This is a genomic window from Paenibacillus konkukensis (genome assembly GCF_023523925.1).
GTDB lineage: Bacteria > Bacillota > Bacilli > Paenibacillales > NBRC-103111 > Paenibacillus_S > Paenibacillus_S doosanensis.
Genome location: NZ_CP027059.1, coordinates 3,673,391 through 3,694,845 on the forward strand (window position 1 = coordinate 3,673,391; position 21,455 = coordinate 3,694,845).

Below are 21,455 nucleotides of genomic sequence, written 5' to 3' on the forward strand. Positions count from 1 at the left end.
AGCCGACTAGGTGGAATTATTAAATAGTTATTCCAACAATTACTTGCCGCTCTGATCCTGGATAGACTGCGCCACCTTGATCATTTCCGTCTGGGTCAAATCGGCCGTGGATAGTCTAAACTCGACGCCATCGTACGTCCAGGTCAATGTTTTCTTCTCGTCGCCGGTTACAACCGCCAATGTGTAGCCCAAGTCCACAATATCTCCCGGAAGCGCCGACATCGTCTGCGAGTCAGGCCGCGATTCCACGAGCGTGAAATTGAACTGTCCGGAATAGCGCAGCATAACCGCTTTCTCCTCACCCAGCTTGATCTCGCTCATATCCTGCTTCTTCACGCCGCTCGGCAAATACCCGGGCTCAATGACACCGAATTGCTGCTCCGTTTTCTGCTTGCCTGCGTCCCCGGCAGCTCCGGCCGCCGTTCCGGTGGCTCCAGCTCCTGTTGTCCCGCTTGCTCCAGCGGTTCCGGAAGCCGTTCCGGCCTTGGTGCCTGTCGTCCCGCTACCGTTAGCCGTTCCAGAGCCCGTCTGGGCGCCGTTGGCGCTGCCTGCTGCGCTTCCCGTCGTTACTGTCGCCGGAGTCTTAGAAGAGCCTGCTGCGGCCTCCTTCGAGCCGCTCGCGCCTTTGCCCGCATCAGCGGCCGCTCCGTTGTCCGCGCTGCCTACAGGGGCCGTTGCCGCCGCCGTCGGCATATTCGTAACATTCCAGCTTGTCATATTCCGCTGCATGTCGAAGGAATCCTTATCGAATTTTTTGCCAAATTCAAATTGATTAAAGTCCACGATCACCATCACATTCGCATTCGAATCGGATACCTCCACATGCTGCGGCGCATAGCTCTTTTTATCCAGCCAAATCTTCTGCCGCGCAAGCGAGCCGTTCTGGTAATTGGCCAATACATCGAAGATGTAAGCTTTGTCATCCGAAGTGAAATGACGATCATTATCCATCAGAATACTTTGGACAAGCGATTGGTACAAATACACCTGGCCTTGATTTTCCGGCCAATCGCTTTGGAAACGGAAACTTTTGTTCAGATGCGGTGTCAGCACGAATACCCCGTCATCATTGCGCAATACGATCTGAGTGATGTCCTTCTTCGCATTCGTCAGCGAAATCCGATAGTAGTGGGGGTTCTGATACCATACCTCCACTTGATACTCCTGCGGTTCCTGCCCGGTATGCAGCACCATTCGTCCGCTGCCCTGATAGCTCTGCAGCTTGTTCACCATCGAATCCAAATCCTTTACCACCGAGCCTGAATCCTTTTTGCCGCAGCCCGCCAATACCAGACTGAAACTCAACACCAAGGCAATCACCCAAGTGAATCGCCGCATTCAAATCCCCTCCACCGCTAGAGTAAAATCAACTGATAACATGTCTATGTGGGGACTTGGACAATTATGCAGACAAGGTTGGAGCAGGAAATAAAAACTCCTATAACCGGATGGTTATAGGAGTTGGTGGTAGGTGCTGATTCAAAACTGAATATAAATGGAAATTAGGGCAGTTCGCTAAACGCTTGGTCAAGCCACACATATCGTTTCTGCAGCCAGTCCTTCAAATATTGAACCTCGGAGTCGTAAGTTGTACGTTCTTCCCATCCGCTCGCATTCGGCCATACATAAGTGCCGAGAATCGGCCATCTGGAGAAATTCGTCTGCTCCGAAGCTTGCAGCTGAGTGCTTGTTTGGTCAATCCGATTGAACAAATCCGGTATTTGTTTCTGCTTCATTTGCTCCCAACGCGCTCTTACTTTCTGTACAAAAGCCGGATCTTCGAAAAACCTCGAAATCCACACGGCGTTTTTAATATAGAAGCCTGTCGGGTCATCGTTGCCGTTATAATCAATATTTCCCGCTCCAATATCAAAGTCCCATACCGGCCCCATGCTGATCTTTCCGTTTTTATCCTTATAAAGGTATACGCTGGTTCCAAATGCGGCATCCACATTTTTATAAAGCTCGTTGACCATATACCAGTCTATGATCGAGTCTACATCGAAATAGTTACTGTATCCCGTCTCCGGATCGGTAAAATGATCGCTGTACAAGGCATTTTCCGCTTCTTGAAAATAATTCGTAATATACTTGAGCTGTTCCTGGTTCAGCTTGCTGGATTTCGGATCTTTAATGTTGAACACGTCGAAGCCCGCTATTTTATCCGTGTTGAAATATATATCGTCCGGATCTAAACGGTCCAACCAGTCTTTTTCTATTAAATATCCACCAGTAATCGCGTCCCCGGACTTATCCTTCGAGCTCATCTTATTAATCGGAACGCGGTCCGGAGCAATTTTAATTTTTTCCCCCAACAAGTAATTGCCAAGATATTCGCCATCCAGGAATAGCTCCACATACCGCATCCGAGGACTGTAAGCCATATTCAAATCCCGCGCCAGCTCATACGCCGTGTAATTGCGCATCAGCGACTTATCCGCGTAATTAGCGATGAGAACGAAATCATCGTCTGCCGGCATATCCAGCAGCGGGGTAGACTTGTCCATCGAAATGGCGTAAGATTTCTTCGGCATCCCCCAGGAGCTGTTTCCTCTGCCCTTAATTTGAATATCTCCATTATACAGCCCTGTTCCATACGAATAGACACTGCCGTCGATTAACTGCATCGTTCCTTTGCTTTTCACTTCTTTTTGGATAGGCTCGCGATTGTATGTGCTGATGACCACCGTCGCTAAGCCTGTCTCCACCTTATGAACGTTCAGGCGATAAGTCCGCGAATCGTACGCATCCGTTTCAACGGTCAAATTTTGACTAGCTTCCAGATGAACCGCTTGACCGCTAGTAATCACTGAATCTCCCAGTTTCATGCCGCTTCCGGTAAACGCAACTTCCAGCTTCACCTTATCCATATCGGTAGAGCTGGGGACATAAACGGTTACTTCGTTGGCGTTATCATGAATTTCCCCTTTGAAGCCGTCAGCCGTTAAAGCATTTAAGCTTTTGTCCTGCCTTGCCTTGATCACCACTGGAAATGCTTTTGTATCCTGAGTGCTTCCTTTACGCAAAGTAGCCGTTAATGTGACCGCTGCATCCGGTTGTCCGGTATCCGGTCTCATAATTTTTCCATAGACGGTACCCGTTACCGTGCTGCCGATCTGCAGAACATTCTCGTTGTCCGACTGCCAAGTAATCGGAGTGCTGTTGGCTCCTAAATTCGGTAAGTCGATTTTATCCGCAATCAGAGCGGAAGTATCCCCCAACGTCAAAAGCTGCTTGGCCAGAGCGACGCTCTCCGCATCCGCATCGGCTGCATTTGTTCTTTTGCCGCCGCCACCTCCACCGCCAAATACAGGCGTTGTCGGGCTCTGAGTATTTGCCGTAACGGGACTGTTGGCTATAGTCGCAGTTATTCCTGCGGCTACTTTCACTTGATCAGGCCATTTGGCCAAAGATACGTCATTATAATTAATCGTCGCCTCTTGAATGTCGCCATCGCCGACGATCTCAACCGCAGCATTAGCGATCAAGCTGTTAATGGTCGCTCCGGCCTCGATTTGAAGCTTCGACTTCAAAGGCGCCGCATCATTGGCAATTTCCAAGCTTGCGATCATTCCCTGCTTTACATTTATGCTAGCTTGAGAGGATATACGAACATTAGAAAATTGACCCTGCAGAATGACAGGTTGATCCGCGTTGGAAGGCGTCACGTTCACATTCCCCCAACTGCCTGAAGAACCCTCCGCCTGCTCCAATATCGCTCCAGAACGAAGCTCAACGTACCTCATCGCCGTCTGGCCATCGGTGCTAATTCTAATCTTCCCGTCCGATTTGGCAACGACAACGTTCCCCGCGAACGTCGAATCTTTGATCGTAACCGTATGCTCCCCGCCGCCTTTGATAAAGGTAGCCCCCTGAACATGGACATGATCCAGCGTAACATTGCCTTGCCCTATTCCTTCCGTTAAGTACAAATTGCCGGATATCGTTACATTCTGCAGCGTGACTCCTCCGGTATTCACGATCACATTCCCGTCGTAAGGGCCGTTGTATGCCTGCTCATGATTCAAAACAGCCCCCGAGAGGTGGTCGAGCATCGTTAATGTCTCCGCTAAAGTCACATTGTTTTTAGGCTTAATCGTTTGATCGGGATATCCTGTAATCACCCCTTTGGCGATTAGCGACTGCACGTAAGACTTAGCATAGTCGGAAATGTCCGACACATCGATAAAGTTGCTTTTGGGGACGTCTATGGGGCCGGAGCTTTCCTGGGTAGTAAAAACCCTGCAAAGAATCGTCGCCGCATCCTGCCGGCTTATATACGCTTCAGCTCGTGCTTCCAACTCTCCCTTAGCATTCTCCACGCCCTCGATGTAGCCCGCCGCGGCGGCCTTAGCCACCTCTTCTTTATACCATGCGTCTTCGGGAACGTCGACAAACATCTGTTCTTTGGTCTCCGTATAATGGAACACCCTGTTCACTAATGCAATAAACTGCCCTCGGGTAATGTCCTCATCAGGATTATTGAACCTTTCTTCATACGGCTCGAGCAGCCCTCCGTCGGTCCATTTCTGAAACACTGCAGCTGACCAGTGCTCCTTTTCGTCAGCATGAGCAGGTACCGTATTCATGTTCAAACCAAACGGCATCATCAATGCAACGCATAAAACCATGTTGACTAGTCTAAGAAGTTTCATTTCTCCTCCAATGATTGTGTTATGTATATTACAGCATACGACAAATTATAGCATAATTTGTGGTTTTTGTGTGGTTTTAGACCTATATCTAAGGTATGAATATAGGTCTCATCTGTTTGAAACTGGTGGTGAACATGAGCAAAAACCCCCAAAATCCTAAGATTAAGGGGGGGGGGGTAAAAGGAACTATTTAATAGCTGTTTCTTCCGATTTTAGCCGCGGCATCAAGTTAGCTTGAATCATTAAATCCGACATGTCCAGACGCTTGCGGGCTTCTTCGGCATTTGCCGAGCACGCGCTATTCGGTTGCAGCTGATCTGTACTTAGATCATAGCATTGCCCGTCCTGAATAGAACCGCTTAGCGTAAGGAAATAATGAGACTGGTCAGCGTAAGAACCGTTCCGGAACACAACTAATCTGGACGGATCATTCTCGAACAAATCATTCCCCATAAAAAGATGGTTCTCTTCAGAAATACCAAGCAAGTGCAATATACTCGGCGTCAAGTCCAAATGTCCGGCAACGGTACTGCTAGTTGCATTTTTAGTGTAGCCCGGAATATGAATAATCAGCGGTACCTTATCCAATTTGGATGCATCGATCGGTTCCGTTCCGGTTTGTACAACCGTTGAAATGTCCTTGATGTCAATGGCGCTATCGTGATCACCATAGATAGCCAGTACCGTATTATCGTACAGCCCTTTACTTTTCAGCTCATCTATAAATGCTCCGATAGCCATATCCGTATAATGGGCGGTATTCAAATACCTGTCCAGCATGCTCCCTTCTTTCTCATCAAACACCTTATACTGGGCTGGTAACGCATCATAAGGGTGATGATTGGAAAGCGTAATTAAGAACGAGAAAAACGGCTGCTGGAGCGTTGCAATTTTTTGAACAGATTGGCTCAAAAAGTCCTTATCTGACAACCCCCATCCTATGTTCTCTCCAGGAGCGAAATCAGAGCCAAACATACTTGTATCAATGCCTAGATGCTGGTGCATCGTTTTACGATTCCAGAACTGACCATCGTATGCATGAGCAGAAAATGTTGTATAGCCGTTATCCTTCAAAGCATAAGGCAATGAATCATAGTTTTGCTGAGGATAAGAGAAATATACAGATCCTTCATTCAAAGGATACAAAGATGTCAAGGATGTAAATTCTCCATCTGACGTTCTGCCCTGATTCGTTTGATCAAAATAATTTTCGTAATACATGCTGTCTTTAATGAGCTTATTAAGGTTAGGAGTTACCTCCTGCCCATTGACTTTAAGACCAATTACAAACTGCTGGAGCGCTTCAACCTGCAGAACGATGACATTCTTTCCTTTAGCGACTCCGTAATCGGCATTTTTATCATTGGTATAATGGCCTTTAAACCACTCGCTCATCGCGGCCAATTGGTCCGTAGTTACTTTTGGTTTATTAAAGCTAGCGCTAACAAACTTATAGGCATCGAATAGGTGATAATTCATCACGCCTACACTTTCGACAATCTTGCTATTGCTGAATCTTTGAACGAATATGCCCGGATTTTCTTTACTAATGGTTTTAATGTTTAAAAACAATAATGCCGTACAGGCGACAAACAACGCTCCCGTCAAAGCCTTTTTATTTATTGATTTTCCAACCATTCTCAATTCAGGGAAATAAATTTTTTGTGGCAAGAGCAGTAAAACTACTCCTATGATTAGGTCTGCCAAAACATATAACTGATTGTAGTGCAGCAGCTGCATAATACTTCCTTTGACGGATGCAGCCTGGCCCATATACAAAAGGACAGGAATCGAAAGCACGTTATCAAAGTATTCCAAATAAACTAAATCACCTAAAATGGTTAGCGATATGATTAAATTAATAACAGAAACAATCGCCACACGACGTTTTCGATGCTTCATTAAATTGAATAGAAGGCCTATTAATAAAGCAAATAAAAACGAAACCTTTTTGGCATCGGGTGTTAAAACGATGTGAGTCAGGTCTGAGAAATAAAGCATTTTGATATAGACAGCGATAGTAAACCAAATCAAATCAAACTTTGCCCACAGCATTTTTGGAATCTTTCTAATATAGGTAGGAACTTTTATAATCTTCTTTCGATCCAAAATATAGGCTAATACAGCTGCAAAAACCACAATCAGTATAATGACTGTCATAAATAAAGAATAGCTGACTACATTTAATTTGTATGTGACACTGTTGTTTGGATTTTTTTCCGAAAACCAAGTCACATTTTCTTGAACCATATCCCATTGAATTTGGTATGAGCCTGGTTGTTCTGGGGCTTGTACCTTAGCTGTTACATCTACACTCTCTCCAGGCTCAACATCCTGCGGAAGATTACTTCGTAGACCGTCGTGAAGAACCATGTTCCCTTGATCATCTAGCAAGTGATAAGATAAATGAATTTGCTTATCATCTGACCATGTAGTATTACCGGTATTTTTGAGATGAACTTTCACCTCTTTTGTGCTGTTGTCAAATAAATTACCGATATTCCCCCCAGATATCTCTACTCCATACGTTGGTTCTGCCGCTAAAACTGGGAGGGAATGAAGAAACAATAATGAGACTGTACATAGCGTAAGAAAGAAACTAATTACCTTTTTCACATCTACTCTCCTTAATTATTCTAGTCTTTTAACAATATCTTAACAGAAAGAATGGTATGAGCAACACTCATACTTTCATCCATAAAATGAAGATTGTGAGGGGGTGAATTACTTTTTGGAAATTTTCTGAATTCTAAAGAAATGTATCACTTAAATGTTACTTTTCTTTTACAAAGAATTAAATCCACTATTTTAAGCCTTTCCCCACTTAAGCTTTACAATTTAAAGAAGGAATATCTCCCACTATAAATTAACCTGAATTTCGAAAGCGCATAAGAATGCGGTGGCGATCATCCAGGAGCGGATCAACAACTGTGAATAAGTGGGAGTGGGACCAGCGAAATTTTGAAACCAATATCCACATGGGGATAACTCCCCCCTCCCCAGAAAAGGGGCATTGTTGTTTTCCATGTGAAATGTTGGAAGCCGTCACTCCAATTGAACCACTTTGGCTTCGATTCGTTTCCATGCATGACGACCGTCGAAATCCTTGATCAGCTTGAGCACGACCGCGCGACTATGCCGAACAAGCGTCGCCGCGCAATGAAAGAACTCCAGTCGGAATCTTGCAATCGTATAACCCTGATGCATCGGTTCGCAACAATCGCGCTTAAAGCGTTCGAACAAATTGTAGGCCAGCAACTTGATCAGCAGATCGACTTCATTCGCTTCAAAATCACTGGTCGCGATCCGGTCCATGGAAAAACCGTCTTTCGCCTCTTTGATGTAATTTTCCATGCAGCAACGCTGGTTGTAAAAGCGCCATAGGTCAATTGGTTCCCACTCCAGGTTGGTTACAATCGCTTCATACTGCCAGTCCTCGTCGAATACGATGCGGCCTTGACCGTCTTCGCAGACTTGCGTCTTACGAATGACCGCTACGCGACGGGGCTTTTTCCAGGACGTAGCTTTGTAAATCAAAGTGATGCCCTCGATGATCCAGTCCTCGTCGACATAGCGCGTCCAGTAGCGACAAGCCGCCACGTCGCTTGCGAGGCGTTTGGTCCATTTCATTTTGCCGACGTAACCGATCTTGCGGCCTTCCCACAGTTGGTAGAAATCCTCGCCGCCAAAGCCTTTGTCGAACCGGGCGTACGCCACTTGGCGCTCGCCGAGCAGTGCGAAGGTTTGCTGCAAAAAGTCGATTGCGTCGGTTGAAGAATGCGTGTTGCCGGGGCGAAGCCTCGCATTCAGATTCAAGTGGGTTTGCCCTTCAAAAGCCAGCAACGGATGGTAGCTGTTTCGTCCGGGCTTATGCGGATTGGTGCCTTTGGCCGCGCCGGCCTGCTCCCCGTATACCGTCTCCACCGAGGAGTCCAGATCAAGGATTGGCTTGGACGGCAAGCAGAGATGAATGATTTCCATATTCAGCTTGCGCAGTTCCGTCGGGAGCTGCGGGCAGGATCTGCCCAGACGCGCGAGCTCCTTGTACAGCAAACTGTGATGCGGCAGACGGCCTCCCAGAAAACGACAAAGCAACACATCGTGCTGTAACTTGCGGAAATGAAAAATACGCCCGCAGCCCAGCATCCAGCCAACCATTAGATAGAGCAGGATGCGATGAACAGGAAAAATGGCGTTGTGCGCTTTGCCGCCGGAAAGGCGCTGCATGGCCTCGGCGAGCTTGATTTTTTCGAGATAGGCCAAAAAGATTTTGACGCCGCCGAAACTCGTGGCGTTCTGCAGCGAAAATTCGCTCTTGATTTTGCTGACCGGTGTGGTAGACTTCACCTAAAAGGTGCTCCTCTCTTTGGGTGATGTTGTCCTGGACAAACACCATTCTACCAAAGATTTGGAGCCCTTTTTATGTTTTTAATGCGCAGTACTTTCGAAATTCAGGATTAATATTTTCTTTCATTTGCTCCCGTTTTCTTAGGATTTTAACATCGACTATCATAAGAGATGGAAATGCCATGATTGTATGACATTTTTTTCTGAAGGGGCCGGCGGCGGGAATAGAGCTTGGAACTCTTTTTCCAATCTGTGGATGCTTTCATATGATCGCACCGTGGATATCCACACCATTCCCTCGACGGTTTACCCTCCCATGTCACACTGGGTCTAAGCCCTCACATTCCTTCGTTCTACCTCTCAAGGGGTGGAGCCGCTTCTTGCTCCTTTACGGGGTCGTTGCCCTTATGGATGATGATCTGCGGCTGCTCCGTGCTTCAGTTGTCGTTGTTAAAGCCTTAGCGTTAAATGAAGCAAATGGCTTGAAGTTATTTTAAGCAGCCATCTGAAGCTGGGACTGGCGTACCGGCCCTAAAACAGCAGTTGCATTGTAACGAATACGTTTTGTCCCCAAAGTATGAAGTACGCGAATGAGCTTTCCACACAGGGCTACGATAGATTGTTTCTTTTTAAGTGGATTGTGATTACGTTTCGTGTAATAGTGATGTAGCGCTTTAAACTCAGCGTTTTTAGCTACCATCGGAAGTGCAGCCCGGAATAACAGCACTCGAAGCCTTGACCGTCCACGTTTGGTAATTGTGGACTTGCCTTTCTTCTTGCCAGAGTTGTTCTCCTTCAGATTAAACCCTGCAAGCCGTATGATCTGCTGTCCATGTTCATACCCTTGTAAATCACCAACTTCGGCTAGAAATCCAGCCAGTGTGACGATGCCAATTCCAGGGACGGTTACCATTTCTTCTGTTCCTGGGACTTGCCCCAGCAATTGTTCCACTTCTGTCATAATCGCTTCGATTTGACGGCTTAACAGCTCATATTGCTCAAGCAATGCCTTCAACTCGATCTTAGCTGCCGTTAGCCCCCCTTTTAGACCAACAGAGGTTTGAGCGGCTTGAACCAGCTTCTCTGCTCGTTTCATGTCAACGGCCCGCTTTACGTCCTGTTTCCACCGTTTCAGAATTTCAAATGCGCCCAGTGCTACGACCTCTTGGGGCGTTGGAAATTCGGCAAGCGCGATGAGAGAAGCCTTTCCTTCCCAATCTTTGAATACCTGCTCAAATTCGGGAAAGAAACGATCCAGCCAATTTTGTAACCTGCCCGAAGCCCAACATGACCTTCTCTCGGAGATTCATGAGGATACGCAAATCTGCATAGACTCCCTTCGGAAGATGGGGATGCGTGTACTTGCCGTTTCGAACAAGATCCGCGATGACTTTAGCATCCTTGTAGTCGTTTTTCGTCGGTTAATTGTCCTCAAGCTCTTTACTGTTAACGTGATGAGGATTGACGATGACGAGTTTAATCCCCTCGTTCTCCAGGAACTCCGCCAGTGTAAACCAGTAGTGTCCGGTCGGTTCGATGGCGAAGATGACGTCCGTCTTAGCATGTTGCCGTTTAAGCTCCTTCATCCACGAAACTAGTTTTAACAGCCCTGCTTGATCATTGTTAAACACACAATCTTTGCCGAGTTCGAGGCCTCGAAAGTCGACTCCTCGTGCAACGTGCGTTTCCTTGGCTATGTCGGCACCGACAACAAGGGTAGATTCGGTAATTTGTTCAATACGTTGATTTGTTTTCTGTTTTTGCTTATACTTCATAGTGAGCGTCCTCCTTTTAATTAGGGCTTGCTGAACGAAACTTTACAGAGCAAATTTAATGTAGCCGATACGATTCAGCATAATGTTGAACATGAAGACGAAAAGAAGCCGCAAGCGGCGCTCTAGGTTCATCACGAGGAACTGCAGGGCGATGACGGCCCCGCTCGTTTGCTCGAGTCGCGCCCGGATTCGATTCAACCCATATTTTCGTTTTCCTTCGCCAAACTTGCCTTCGATCGCATTGCGCTCGCCTGCATCCAGCTTGGCGATTCGTTTCATCTCCGCCGTGTCCGCCTGCTTCGAAGGTCGGCCGAGCGGAGGTCCGCTGAGCCGTACGCCGCGCTCCTTACAGTACGCGCGGTTCTCCCGGTTTCGGTAGATCTGATCGGCCATCACTTCTTTCGGGTACACGCCGAACCGAGCTTTGTACGTCTCTACCGATTCGATCAAGGTGACGCCTTCATTGAAGTTGTCCCATTGGCGGCGTTCCAAGAAGGCGAACCCCTGCACCATGCTGACGGACACCTTCGCCCCGAATTCGACTTTCGCTTTTGCTTTCCCGCGAACGATCGGACGAATATGCGGTTGATGAATGCTGACGATGCGATCTTCCACATGATGGACTCGCTTCGTATACATCAGTCGTTGCTGTCGATACAACTCCTGAATGACAAGCAGCTGCTTGTATTGCCGTCTGCTCAGCGCTGTGAGCGACGTGATCTTCGCTAATTCTTCAATGATGCGAAGGTCGCGTTTGATGAAGGCGAGTTGCTTACCGATCCCACGGCGCAGCGCCCGATAGCCGATTCGGCGCTGCTTGGCGAGTGCGAGATACGAGCGGCGCGCTTTTTCCCGATACGTGCGCGGTTTCGGACGTTGTCCCACATGCGGGGCATGTAACACGTCGATGATTGTCTCCAGCTTGTCGCGGGCCTCGTTCAGTAGCGTGATATCCGTCGGGTACGCGATGTCGGCGGGCGCACAGGTCGCATCAAGCAGCAGCGTTCCTTGGTTAGGGTCCGCCTTCGAGCGTTTGCACTTTCCGCCTCGACCGCCGGAAGCCGAGGGCTTCATGTCGTCGTCATCATCTTGCTGTTCTGCCTTCACAGCTTCTACAGCGATCCATTCGTTCACTTCCGCGATCACTTTTTCGCCGAGGCGCTTACGGAAATGAGTCATCAGCGAATGATGAAACGGCGGCCGATCCTGATAGCCCGCCAAGCCGAGGAAGTATTGGAGATACGGGTTCTCGATGATCGTCTCGACCGTCTCTCGATCGGACTGTTGCAGTCTTTCCTGGATGATCAAGGCACCCAGCGCCATCCGAACCGAAATCGCCTTTTGGCCGCGGAACGATTTCTTGAATGACATTGCATACTTGTGCTCCACCTGCGCCCACGGGATCATCTGTGCGAGCTTGATCCAGCGATTATCCGGATTTAGACGGCCACCGAATGGCAAGAAAAACTCGCTCGGCAGCAACAACTGGTTTTCCTCATGGGCGTACGGTTGGTACATGATCGTCATCCTCCATGTGCACGGTTTTTCATCGTTTTGAAACGATTTCCTTGCATATGAATTCGACGAAATGCGCATCAAACCCTTGTCGTTACTGGATTTTTTGGTCGTTCAGCAAGCCCTAATTAGGGCATGAATGTGATCGCATTCCAGACCCAGCATACAGGAGGCGCTTTTTCATTTCAAACCTCAAATTATTTCATTACAGGAATGGCTCCTCAATTCTAAGAATAGAGGCTATCACACTGATCAAACTGAAGAATAGGATAGGTAGCCGGACAGAACGTTCAAGAATTAGAGACAATGATCCCGTTACACAAACTGTTCGTCCCCTACTTGTTGAAGCATGTTTGATCTGGTTAAGACATGGATCTCGAATGACAAGCGAAGCTATGAGCGACAAGAAGGATTGGGGCTACCGGTATGAATTAAAAGGAGAGGATGACGATGAACCCTATAATTGGCCTGGACGTGTCAAAAGGTGAAAACCATGACCAAGCCTTCTTTGATAAAAACAAGCCGTTCAACAAAACATTTCGATTTACTCATACAACGGAGGGGTTGCTTACTCTTTTGGATGTACTGAAATCGTTAGAAGTGGAAAGTGGTCTTCGTCCTGCAATTATTCAAGAGGCTACTGTTCATTACCATCTTTCCGCTAGTGGAATTAGCTGAGAACACAATGATAGGCTTTACCTACTGAAATCCATTAACTTCACAGCGGACAAAAAAATCCCACCTTAGAAGGTCAAAACAGACTCAGCGGATGCCTTTCATTTAGGTGACTTATAACTATCGAGAAGAGCTTGAAATCCATATTAAAAGAGGCAGGGCACTCCTTGATTTAAGGAATCTAACTCGTCAACATGAGTCACTCACTTCAATGTACGTTCAAACAAAGTTGCATCCAAGCTATTTTGGATCAAGTTTTTCCTGAGTACGTTAGTATCTTTGGTGATCTGTATGCGGGTGTGTCTCTGCGGCTTCTTCAAGAATATCCGACTCCTCAAAAAGTAAAGGAAACTGAGTTAGAAAAGCTGGCGAAGACAATCGAAACACTAGCGACTCATTCAAGATCGGCAACTTGGGACCGGAACAAAGCAACCAAACTCATAGCAGCGGCGCAGGTATGTCCTATATCGCAAACCTCATTTAAGAGTCACACTATCAGTCTGTAAGTGCTACTTAGCTTACTTCTTCAATACCAAGAACATTTGGCATAAGTTAAAGAGCAGATCAGGCCTGTTGATTTAACCAGAATATGTAACTTAAAGGGATCCGCAGCGGAGATTCACCATACGATCTATGCGAATCGACCATTCGACCGGCAATTCGCCTAAAAGCAGCAACCGAGCAAAGCGGACAAAAGAGAGAATAGCATGACGAGGAAACGCTAGTTTTGCTCCATCAAAAAGCCATTTGAGCAGCACAAAGACGATTAGTGCGGAGAACAACTGACCATAGATGGCATTTTCGGTCGTACCAAATAGGGTTGGAACGTTTACGTGTTGTTTGATCCAACGAAAGAATACTTCTATTTGCCAGCGAGCTTTATAGATCAGGGCGATTTGTTCAGCGGTGACACCCAGTAAATCGGTGACAATGCGAATCTCTCTTCCTTCAAAATCACGAAAAATGACGACACGATGACGCTGCTTTGAACGGCACTGTGGTGTTCCCAGTTGGCAAGTGAAATCCCGAACAATCTGAGAATCTGCAGCAACTGCCGCCGCAATGCATAAGGTTTTTCGAAATGAACATTGTCGCGAAGCCGAATGACAAAGGATTGCCCGTCTTGTTTGTAGCGATCCAATCGCTCCAGTTTGCCGTAAGCACGGTCCATGACCATAATAAAGTCCTGAGTTCTCCAACGTTTCACATACGGGCCCATCGTGTCTTGCGCCAATCGTTTCGGTGACGCCAAGTGGCTGTCCGTTTTGTGCCCGCAAAGCAACGTGCAGTTTAACCGCGGCCCGTTCTCCGTGGTAGGGAGCCCATGGCAAACGGCTTTTCCCAACCGTCATGGTCGCCGAGTCAATCAGTAGCAGTTCTTTAGGAAAAGCTAACTTTCGTCTCGTTTCCCGATTACATTTGCGGACAAGGAGCTGAAACAGTTCTTTAAATACAGCAAACGGCACGCGCTGGTTTCCTTTGGCTAAGTTTCTACAACATAAAGGAATGAAAGTGGTCGTGGTTAACCCGCTTCATGTGAACAAAAGTAAAGAATTAGAGGACAACTCACAAATAAAGAACGATTATAAAGTTGCCAAAGTGATCGCTGAACTGGAAGTACAGCAAATCTGAAATTACCAATGAATGCTTATGACGATCTTCGGATTCTGATGAACCTTCGAGAGAATATCATGATAAACCTTGGACAAATTAAACGCCGCCTACTGAACTGGCTAGATCACTTCTTTCAGGAGTTTACAAATAGTATTTAATACTTGGAGAACAAGCTCCCCTGTTTATGCTGAACGAACTCCCAACACTAAGTAAAGTAGTAGTGTTAGGCGCTGACGCTATTACACATCGCTAGAAGGCAGACCGCCAAACCCATTTTTTGCACAAACGAGCAGTGAAATGTTGGAAGTGGTACAAGAGTTAAACGAGCTCTGACAGAGGCGAAAATTGAGTTAAGACGCTTCTTGGACAGTACGGGATGCTCATTAAGCAACTTGAGGACATTATGATGGTGGTGAAGCGTGTGTTAACTTGGATTCCTAAAACAAAGGAAAGTTGAAGATCCTAGGTGGTTATCTTGACGATCGTCGGTTTCCTAACCAAAGTCGAGGATTTCCATGGTACCAGCCATGGCCGGCTGATTATTCGGTTTGCTGGTTTTATTTTAATAGAGAACAGTTCCTGCAAGAAAAAGAAAAAAAACGATTACCAAGCACGGCAGAACTAGATTATGGGGATCGTTATTTTCGAAAAGTAATGCCAATGGTGGAGATAAACACCAAGTTTAAAATGTTGCATCAGAAATCCCCAAAACGCAGCCATAACCCCCTGAGGAATCAGCAATGCAATGTAGTACTAGCCACAGCAGCTTTGTTTACAATGTGTCAATCTTATTCTACTTTAAAGTGGTTCGTCTCCGGGAAAAAAACGATATACATTTTTTTGCAGTGGTGGTTTTTGCCACTCCTTAATAATGGGGACTATCTTATTTGGTAGCGTCCTAAATTAGGATAAGGAACAGATAACCCCTTTTTATTGAATAGTATGTTTATGCTTAATCATTTTTGTCTGGTTTGTTTTTCAAAGAAATTCCACTTAACATTCGTTCCCATGCGTCATCATCCCCCTGCCACCTATCTGATGGGGACGGTATTTCAACAACACAGACATCTTCGATTCCCCAATTACATTCAATAATTTTATGATCAATTGTATAATTCACAGCAAGAATTTTAAACTTTGCTTTAGTATGAATCTTAAGAATCATTCTTAACATCCAAAGTTCATCAATAGAATAGGCCTGAGTTCTCACAAATAATATAGTTTCCGCTTCTTTCAATATATCAAAAAAACGCTGGATTCTACGATCAAGTTTCTCTTTAAAATTTTCATATGATTTCTCAAAACCTATTTCTTTTGAAAAATCATGGACAGAAAGCATGTCATTCAATGTATCATGCATTTTAAGCTTTCCCTCATGCTCGCCCTCGTATTTGAGAGAACCCTTGTCCATAATACATATAAATTTATCCAAAAGTGCCAGATTAAGTTTATGTAATGAATTGGTAACAAGCCAATCAATTGGACCTGAGATCGTTCTAAGGCCGTTTCTTTGCAATTGATATGTTGTTTGACATGCAGCTCCTAGACTTATTACATAATCATACTTTCCCTTTAAATCATCGAGTTTCATTTTAAACCTCCAGGTGGAAAAATATTAATATACACGATACTTAATAATTACTTTAGCAAAACAATTCAATTTTCTTTTTTTATTTGAATCAGTTCAGACATAAAGTCTTTAAATAACAAAGTAAAAATGATGCAATTTAAATATACTATCCACATAACCTTCGACGGTTCAACCCCGGTATAATTAACGGCAAGTAAGTTAAAAAATACAGCTAAAGTCATAAGTAGTACTTCTTTGACAAATTTTTTTTCTAAAATAAGCAGAAATAATAAGAAGACTAGTGCTGGTATGCTGTAACGCTCATGTATCTCTGTGGGTAGCATAAAAAAAGAGAAATTTAGCAAAACACTTAATTTCAATAAAATTATCAAGTCTATTTTCCTACTAAAAAGTATGTAAATACAAACTAATATTGCTACCATCGCTAGTAGGCAAAAACCTAGCAGTTTAATAGTAACTCCAGACATAATTTCGATATTATCACTGGTATCTGGGTTAGTTCCGACTAAATAGAACCAAATATTGAAAGCATTCATTGATACATTCGGATAGAAACCAACAGCAGAGAAGTAAGCATTTTTAACCATCTTAATAAATGTACCTTCTAGTGTAAAAAATATAAATACTATGATACAAGGAAATAAAAATCCAACTATAAATTTAATTGCATGCTTGTAATCTTTTTCCACAAGGAAGCCTTTCCGCAACAAAAATACTAAAATAATTGGGAAGATTACTATCGATTGAAACTTAGTTGCAAGAGCTAAGGAATAAATTATGCCTGCTGCCATAGGGGCATCTACGATCAATAAAATAGTTAAAACCATCAATAGACTATGCAAAATATCAACTTGTCCCCATACGGCGCTGTCAAATATCAAGGCAGGATTCAAGGCAAAAAATATAAATACAAACCAATTAACTGTGTGCTTTTGATACTTATGTACTAATAAGAATACTATGATGCTAATTATATCAAATAATATCATAGGTAATTTGACAATCCCTCCCCCACTAACAGGCACTATATAGAGTAAATCCAATATTTTTTTATACCAATACAAAATAAACACAAACATTGGGGGATAATTTAATTCATTGTCATTTAAATAAGCCGCTCTAATCCCTAAATTCTCAGTTAATTGCATCCATCTAATCCAAAACCCCTGATCATTAACGAATCCTTCAAGATTAATAGCAAAAATAATCCTTATTATTATAGAAAGATATATAACTCCTAAAATAAACAAAGCACTTTGACTCAAATTCTTATTCGTATTCAACAATAAATTTGTCTTCATAAAATAATCTCCAATTTATATTATCAATGGGAAACCATGACTCCAAAAAACCATAAAAAAACCCTGCAATAACAAAAAAACCATTTTCAAATTGTTTTCGACAAAAGGCTTTCTTGAATACAAAGATAAAATAAGATAGATAGGAAAAATCACCAATGTATATCTGGCCATACTATCTAATCCAGTGCAGAGGGGAATAAATATAGAATAAAAACCCAATAAGATGTATGAAAAATTGATTTTTCTTATAGAGATTATTAATAAAATTACTGAGAATAACGTTGCACTAGAAAGAATAAAATGATAAGGATCCTTTGCAAAAAAGCCATAAAATAAGTAATTAAGAGGGTTCGCAAAACTTCTCGCCCAAGCACTTTGTATATGAACAAATGCTAAGAAGTCTCTAGTTAAATAATAATTGTACAGGCCCCATAAGATAGTACCTACAGGAATAAAGAGTAGAAAGATGACATTGTATGATATGTTAATAATTTTGTAATCTTTTGATCTTAAATATTCAAATAGCATTGGGAAGATTATAAATACGCCAATATTCCTTGTTAAAGCCAAAAGTAACCCAAAAATTCCGACTAGAAACCACTTCTGTTTTTTGGCATAATAAAAACAAAGTAGCGTTATAGAAAGGTACAATGATTCGGTCAATAAAGCAGACAATAGAAAGCTGGTAGGAAAATAAATTAGAAGCTTTACAGAGCTATATGCGATATTATTTCCGTAATTTTCATTAACAATTATCTTATATAAAAGTGCTAGTGATACTATAGCAGAAAAATTAGAAATTAAAAGTCCAGAAATAAAATAGTCGTTGATAATTAAATTAACTAATTTAATAAGTAGTGGGTAGAAGGGGAAAAAGGCATAGTTATCTTGATGATTAGCATAAGGATTAAAGGAAGGGTCGAATTTATACCAATTTTGGGCTATTTTTAAATACCAAGCCGAATCCCATTGCCCCCACAAAGCTATAAAGTTACTGTTATCTGTTAGCTTCTTGAATTCATGAATGGATTTTAAATAGTAATTGGATACAACGCCAATGAATGTAAGGAAAATTCTTGATGTTATGAAGATTAAAATTAATTTAATTATTACGATATTGTTATTTATAGTGTTTCGAATATAGATCATTCTACTTCTCCTGAAATCTTATTTCTTTAAAGTTAACGCCTAATCTTCTAATGTCGTTACTTCCAGATAACTTTTTTGGAGATTCCGCGTAAGCATATTTAAAAATAAAGGTATTTTTTTCCAGTGCCAGATTAGAAGGAATTTCTAACGAGTATTCCCTATATTGTCCATTTATCAACTCTATCTCCCCTATTTTTCTATCATTCATCGTTATTTCAACCTTTTGTATTTTACCTTTAATAGGAAATGGTTGCATAGTAAATATCATTTCATATTTTTGATTTTTCTTCAATGGAAAAACAATTTTTGATTTCATTCCATCAGTCCATCTCCATGAATTATTCTCTGGGAAAGAGAAACCATAAAGTATATATTGATTATATTTCTCATCACCAAATTCTATTTTATTTATTGGAACATTAGGAATAGCATCAATTTGCTTTTTTGATAATGTTGAAACTAAAAAAACCGTGCAGATAAATGCAATTAGGTAGATCAAAACTATAACTGAAATCCTGAAAGTATTTTTGGATAACACTATATCACCTATTGAAAGTAAATTTTTTATTGGCTACAAAACCAATCAATGTATAAATTACATTTGTTAATAAGATTGAAAAGTTTATTTCGTAGCTTTCGTTATATTTCAACAGATACCCTTTAAAAAACTCAAAAGATAACTTTGCAAATAATTTACCACAGTAATATGAAATGCAAAAAGATCCTATAAAAACAATTAAAAATTTCGCAAAAGAACGTAGGCTATCATCTTTACTTTCAAAAGTAAATCGTTTATTAAGAATAAAACTATTAATTAAACCAATTACATATCCAAATATATTAGAAATTAAGATATTGACATGAAATACATTTACCAAGATAAATACGACACACAAAGTAAGCAATGTATTAATCATACCGACTAGTACATATCTTGTAAATTGACTATTTAAGTGTAACTTTTTCATATTCATACGTAGCACTAAACTCATCTTCCTGTTGATTATTCAAAACATAAAGCGGCCGATTTCTTGTTTCATCGTAGATTCTACCAATATATTCACCAATTATTCCAAGTATAAACAGCTGCATTCCTCCTAAAAATAGTATGACTATCATCAATGAAGACCATCCTGGAATTGTTACATTTAATAATTTCAAAACAATTGAATAAGCTATCCCAAAAAAACCTATTGCAGCAGAGCTCAAACCTAGGAAGCCAGCTATTTTTAAAGGTACGAACGAAAAGGAAGTTATAGCATCTATTGAAAATTTAATCATCTTTTTAAGAGGGTACTTGGTTTCTCCTGCAAATCTCTCTGCTCTATCGTATTCAATACCAATTTGTTTAAAACCTACCCATGACACTAGTCCTCTGATAAATCTATGCTTTTCCTTAAGCTGTTTAAGTACATGAACCACTTTTTTATCCATCAATCTAAAATCGCCAGTATTTAAAGGTATATCAATATCGACCACTTTTTTTAATGTTTTATAAAATAAAGAAGCTGTGGCTTTTTTAAACCATGTTTCTCCCTTTCTACTTTTTCTTACTGCATATACAACATCGAATCCTCGCTTCCATTTATCAATAAAATCAATAATCATCTCTGGTGGGTCCTGTAAATCTGCATCAATAAGAATTACAGCATCACCGTTAGAAAAATCAATCCCGGCTGATACTGCAATCTGATGTCCAAAATTTCTAGAAAGCTCCACAACCTTAACATTATTATTTTGGGATTGTATTGCTCTCAGAATTTCTAATGTCTTATCTTTCGATCCGTCATTTATAAAAATTAATTCATTTCTATATTCATTTGATATACTGTTCATTACTTTATTTAGCCTAAAAAAAGTTTCTGCAATAACTTCTTCTTCATTGTAACAAGGAATAACGACCGAAATTAGATTACTAGGCACTTTTAACACCTCTTATATGAATTCTAATTAAAAACTTTAATTTGATTAACAATATCAACTAAATACAATTCAAATTCCTTACTTAAATCTTTTCTTTTCAAAGCAAATTGTATAGTTGCTTTAAGATATTCTAGTTTATCACCTACATCAAAGCGTTCACCTAAAAATGGATAAGCAATTACAGTCTCTAATTTGGATAATTGGTTTAATGCGTCTGTAAGTTGTATTTCTGCTCCGTTACCGGGTTCTAATCTCTCAAGCAATGGAAATATTTCAGGAGTAAGTATATATCTTCCCATAACTGCTAAATTTGACGGGAAGATATCTTTTGGTTTCTCTACCATTCCTTCTATTTCTATAAACTTATCCCCAAACTTAATCTTTGGATCAATCACTCCATATTTATGCAAATTTATAGTATCTATTTCTTTTACTCCAATAACTGATTTCCCAGTCTGACTATATACATTCATAAGCTGTTTAATACAGGGGGTCTCGCTTGTAATGATATCATCACCTAAAAGAACCGCGAAAGGCTCGTCCCTAATAAATTTTCTTGCACATAGTACTGCATGTCCTAAACCAAGCGGCTCCTTTTGACGTATATAATGGATATTCGCCAGATTTGAAATGTCCTGAACACTCTTCAGCAATTCATCGTTTCCTTTCTGACTTAATGCAAACTCTAACTCAACAGATCTGTCAAAATGATCCTCTATAGCCCTTTTATTTCTTCCACTTATAATTAAGATATCTTCAATCCCAGAATTTACAGCCTCTTCAACAATATATTGAATAGTTGGTTTATCTACAATAGGAAGCATCTCTTTAGGCTGAGCCTTTGTTGCAGGTAAAAATCTAGTACCTAATCCACCAGCTGGGATAATTGCTTTTTTAATCTTCATTATAT

15 protein-coding genes and 1 pseudogene are annotated in these 21,455 nt (G+C 42.2%); 2 read left to right on the plus strand and 14 right to left on the minus strand.

The window, feature by feature from the left end; all coding sequences use genetic code 11:
• Positions 1 to 39: 39 nt before the first annotated feature.
• The 6 genes and pseudogenes from SK3146_RS15740 to SK3146_RS15765 all read right to left on the minus strand — a co-directional run bounded on the left by SK3146_RS15740 (position 40) and on the right by SK3146_RS15765 (position 12,295).
• Positions 40 to 1,338: an outer membrane lipoprotein-sorting protein gene (locus SK3146_RS15740; RefSeq protein ID WP_249865906.1), complete on the minus strand. Its 1,299-nt coding sequence runs from the start codon at positions 1,336 to 1,338 to the stop codon at positions 40 to 42.
• A gap of 164 nt (positions 1,339 to 1,502) precedes the next feature.
• Entirely contained in the window at positions 1,503 to 4,538 is a 3,036-nt protein-coding gene (locus SK3146_RS15745; RefSeq protein WP_249865907.1) for a CotH kinase family protein, read from the minus strand.
• A gap of 303 nt (positions 4,539 to 4,841) precedes the next feature.
• Positions 4,842 to 7,271 carry a sulfatase-like hydrolase/transferase gene (locus tag SK3146_RS15750; RefSeq protein ID WP_249865908.1) on the minus strand — a complete coding sequence of 810 codons (2,430 nt, stop codon included), beginning with the start codon at positions 7,269 to 7,271 and terminating at the stop codon, positions 4,842 to 4,844.
• A gap of 429 nt (positions 7,272 to 7,700) precedes the next feature.
• Complete coding sequence (locus SK3146_RS15755) at positions 7,701 to 9,002, minus strand: IS1380 family transposase (protein WP_024982794.1); 1,302 nt, start codon at positions 9,000 to 9,002, stop codon at positions 7,701 to 7,703.
• A 493-nt stretch (positions 9,003 to 9,495) separates the two neighbouring features.
• Positions 9,496 to 10,777: pseudogene (locus SK3146_RS15760) on the minus strand (IS110 family transposase).
• A gap of 42 nt (positions 10,778 to 10,819) precedes the next feature.
• Positions 10,820 to 12,295 (minus strand): IS5 family transposase, encoded by a 1,476-nt coding sequence (locus SK3146_RS15765; RefSeq protein WP_249865909.1) that lies wholly within the window; start codon positions 12,293 to 12,295, stop codon positions 10,820 to 10,822.
• A 447-nt stretch (positions 12,296 to 12,742) separates the two neighbouring features.
• Between SK3146_RS15765 and SK3146_RS15770 the strand changes: the two genes are divergently transcribed.
• A complete protein-coding gene (locus SK3146_RS15770; RefSeq protein WP_249865910.1) occupies positions 12,743 to 12,970 on the plus strand; it encodes a hypothetical protein in 228 nt (75 codons plus the stop codon).
• Positions 12,971 to 13,563: 593 nt separating this feature from the next.
• On the opposite strand, the gene SK3146_RS15775 is transcribed toward SK3146_RS15770, so the two are convergent.
• Positions 13,564 to 14,433 carry a transposase gene (locus tag SK3146_RS15775; RefSeq protein WP_249865911.1) on the minus strand — a complete coding sequence of 290 codons (870 nt, stop codon included), beginning with the start codon at positions 14,431 to 14,433 and terminating at the stop codon, positions 13,564 to 13,566.
• A gap of 40 nt (positions 14,434 to 14,473) precedes the next feature.
• Between SK3146_RS15775 and SK3146_RS15780 the strand changes: the two genes are divergently transcribed.
• Positions 14,474 to 14,599 carry a hypothetical protein gene (locus SK3146_RS15780; protein ID WP_434006877.1) on the plus strand — a complete coding sequence of 42 codons (126 nt, stop codon included), beginning with the start codon at positions 14,474 to 14,476 and terminating at the stop codon, positions 14,597 to 14,599.
• 934 nt (positions 14,600 to 15,533) lie between these two features.
• Here SK3146_RS15780 and SK3146_RS15785 read toward each other — a convergent pair.
• From SK3146_RS15785 to galU, 7 genes are all read right to left on the minus strand, one after another.
• A complete protein-coding gene (locus SK3146_RS15785) occupies positions 15,534 to 16,172 on the minus strand; it encodes a DUF1796 family putative cysteine peptidase (RefSeq protein WP_249865912.1) in 639 nt (212 codons plus the stop codon).
• Positions 16,173 to 16,237: 65 nt separating this feature from the next.
• The gene (locus SK3146_RS15790) at positions 16,238 to 17,473 is read right to left on the minus strand and encodes a hypothetical protein (protein WP_249865913.1); all 1,236 of its coding nucleotides are present in this window, start codon (positions 17,471 to 17,473) and stop codon (positions 16,238 to 16,240) included.
• 15 nt (positions 17,474 to 17,488) lie between these two features.
• A complete protein-coding gene (locus SK3146_RS15795) occupies positions 17,489 to 18,622 on the minus strand; it encodes a hypothetical protein (RefSeq protein ID WP_249865914.1) in 1,134 nt (377 codons plus the stop codon).
• Position 18,623: 1 nt separating this feature from the next.
• Complete coding sequence (locus SK3146_RS15800; RefSeq protein ID WP_249865915.1) at positions 18,624 to 19,160, minus strand: hypothetical protein; 537 nt, start codon at positions 19,158 to 19,160, stop codon at positions 18,624 to 18,626.
• Positions 19,161 to 19,164: 4 nt separating this feature from the next.
• Positions 19,165 to 19,614, minus strand: a complete 450-nt coding sequence (locus tag SK3146_RS35285) for a GtrA family protein (RefSeq protein ID WP_434006878.1) — start codon at positions 19,612 to 19,614, stop codon at positions 19,165 to 19,167.
• Positions 19,568 to 20,545 carry a glycosyltransferase family 2 protein gene (locus SK3146_RS15805; RefSeq protein ID WP_249865916.1) on the minus strand — a complete coding sequence of 326 codons (978 nt, stop codon included), beginning with the start codon at positions 20,543 to 20,545 and terminating at the stop codon, positions 19,568 to 19,570. The genes SK3146_RS35285 and SK3146_RS15805 overlap by 47 nt, the downstream gene beginning before the upstream one ends.
• A 23-nt stretch (positions 20,546 to 20,568) precedes the next feature.
• Positions 20,569 to 21,450, minus strand: coding sequence for a UTP--glucose-1-phosphate uridylyltransferase GalU (gene galU / locus SK3146_RS15810; protein ID WP_283942839.1), 882 nt, complete (start codon positions 21,448 to 21,450; stop codon positions 20,569 to 20,571).
• Positions 21,451 to 21,455 lie beyond the last annotated feature (5 nt).

Coding starts and splice junctions, on each gene's coding strand:
- SK3146_RS15740 (WP_249865906.1), bottom strand. CDS start 1,338: ATGCGGCGATTCACTTGGGTGATTGCCTTGGTGTTGAGTTTCAGTCTG.
- SK3146_RS15795 (WP_249865914.1), bottom strand. CDS start 18,622: ATGATCTATATTCGAAACACTATAAATAACAATATCGTAATAATTAAA.
- SK3146_RS15780 (WP_434006877.1), top strand. CDS start 14,474: ATGAAAGTGGTCGTGGTTAACCCGCTTCATGTGAACAAAAGTAAAGAA.
- SK3146_RS15790 (WP_249865913.1), bottom strand. CDS start 17,473: ATGAAGACAAATTTATTGTTGAATACGAATAAGAATTTGAGTCAAAGT.
- galU (WP_283942839.1), bottom strand. CDS start 21,450: ATGAAGATTAAAAAAGCAATTATCCCAGCTGGTGGATTAGGTACTAGA.
- SK3146_RS35285 (WP_434006878.1), bottom strand. CDS start 19,614: ATGAGTTTAGTGCTACGTATGAATATGAAAAAGTTACACTTAAATAGT.
- SK3146_RS15770 (WP_249865910.1), top strand. CDS start 12,743: ATGAACCCTATAATTGGCCTGGACGTGTCAAAAGGTGAAAACCATGAC.
- SK3146_RS15765 (WP_249865909.1), bottom strand. CDS start 12,295: ATGTACCAACCGTACGCCCATGAGGAAAACCAGTTGTTGCTGCCGAGC.
- SK3146_RS15785 (WP_249865912.1), bottom strand. CDS start 16,172: ATGAAACTCGATGATTTAAAGGGAAAGTATGATTATGTAATAAGTCTA.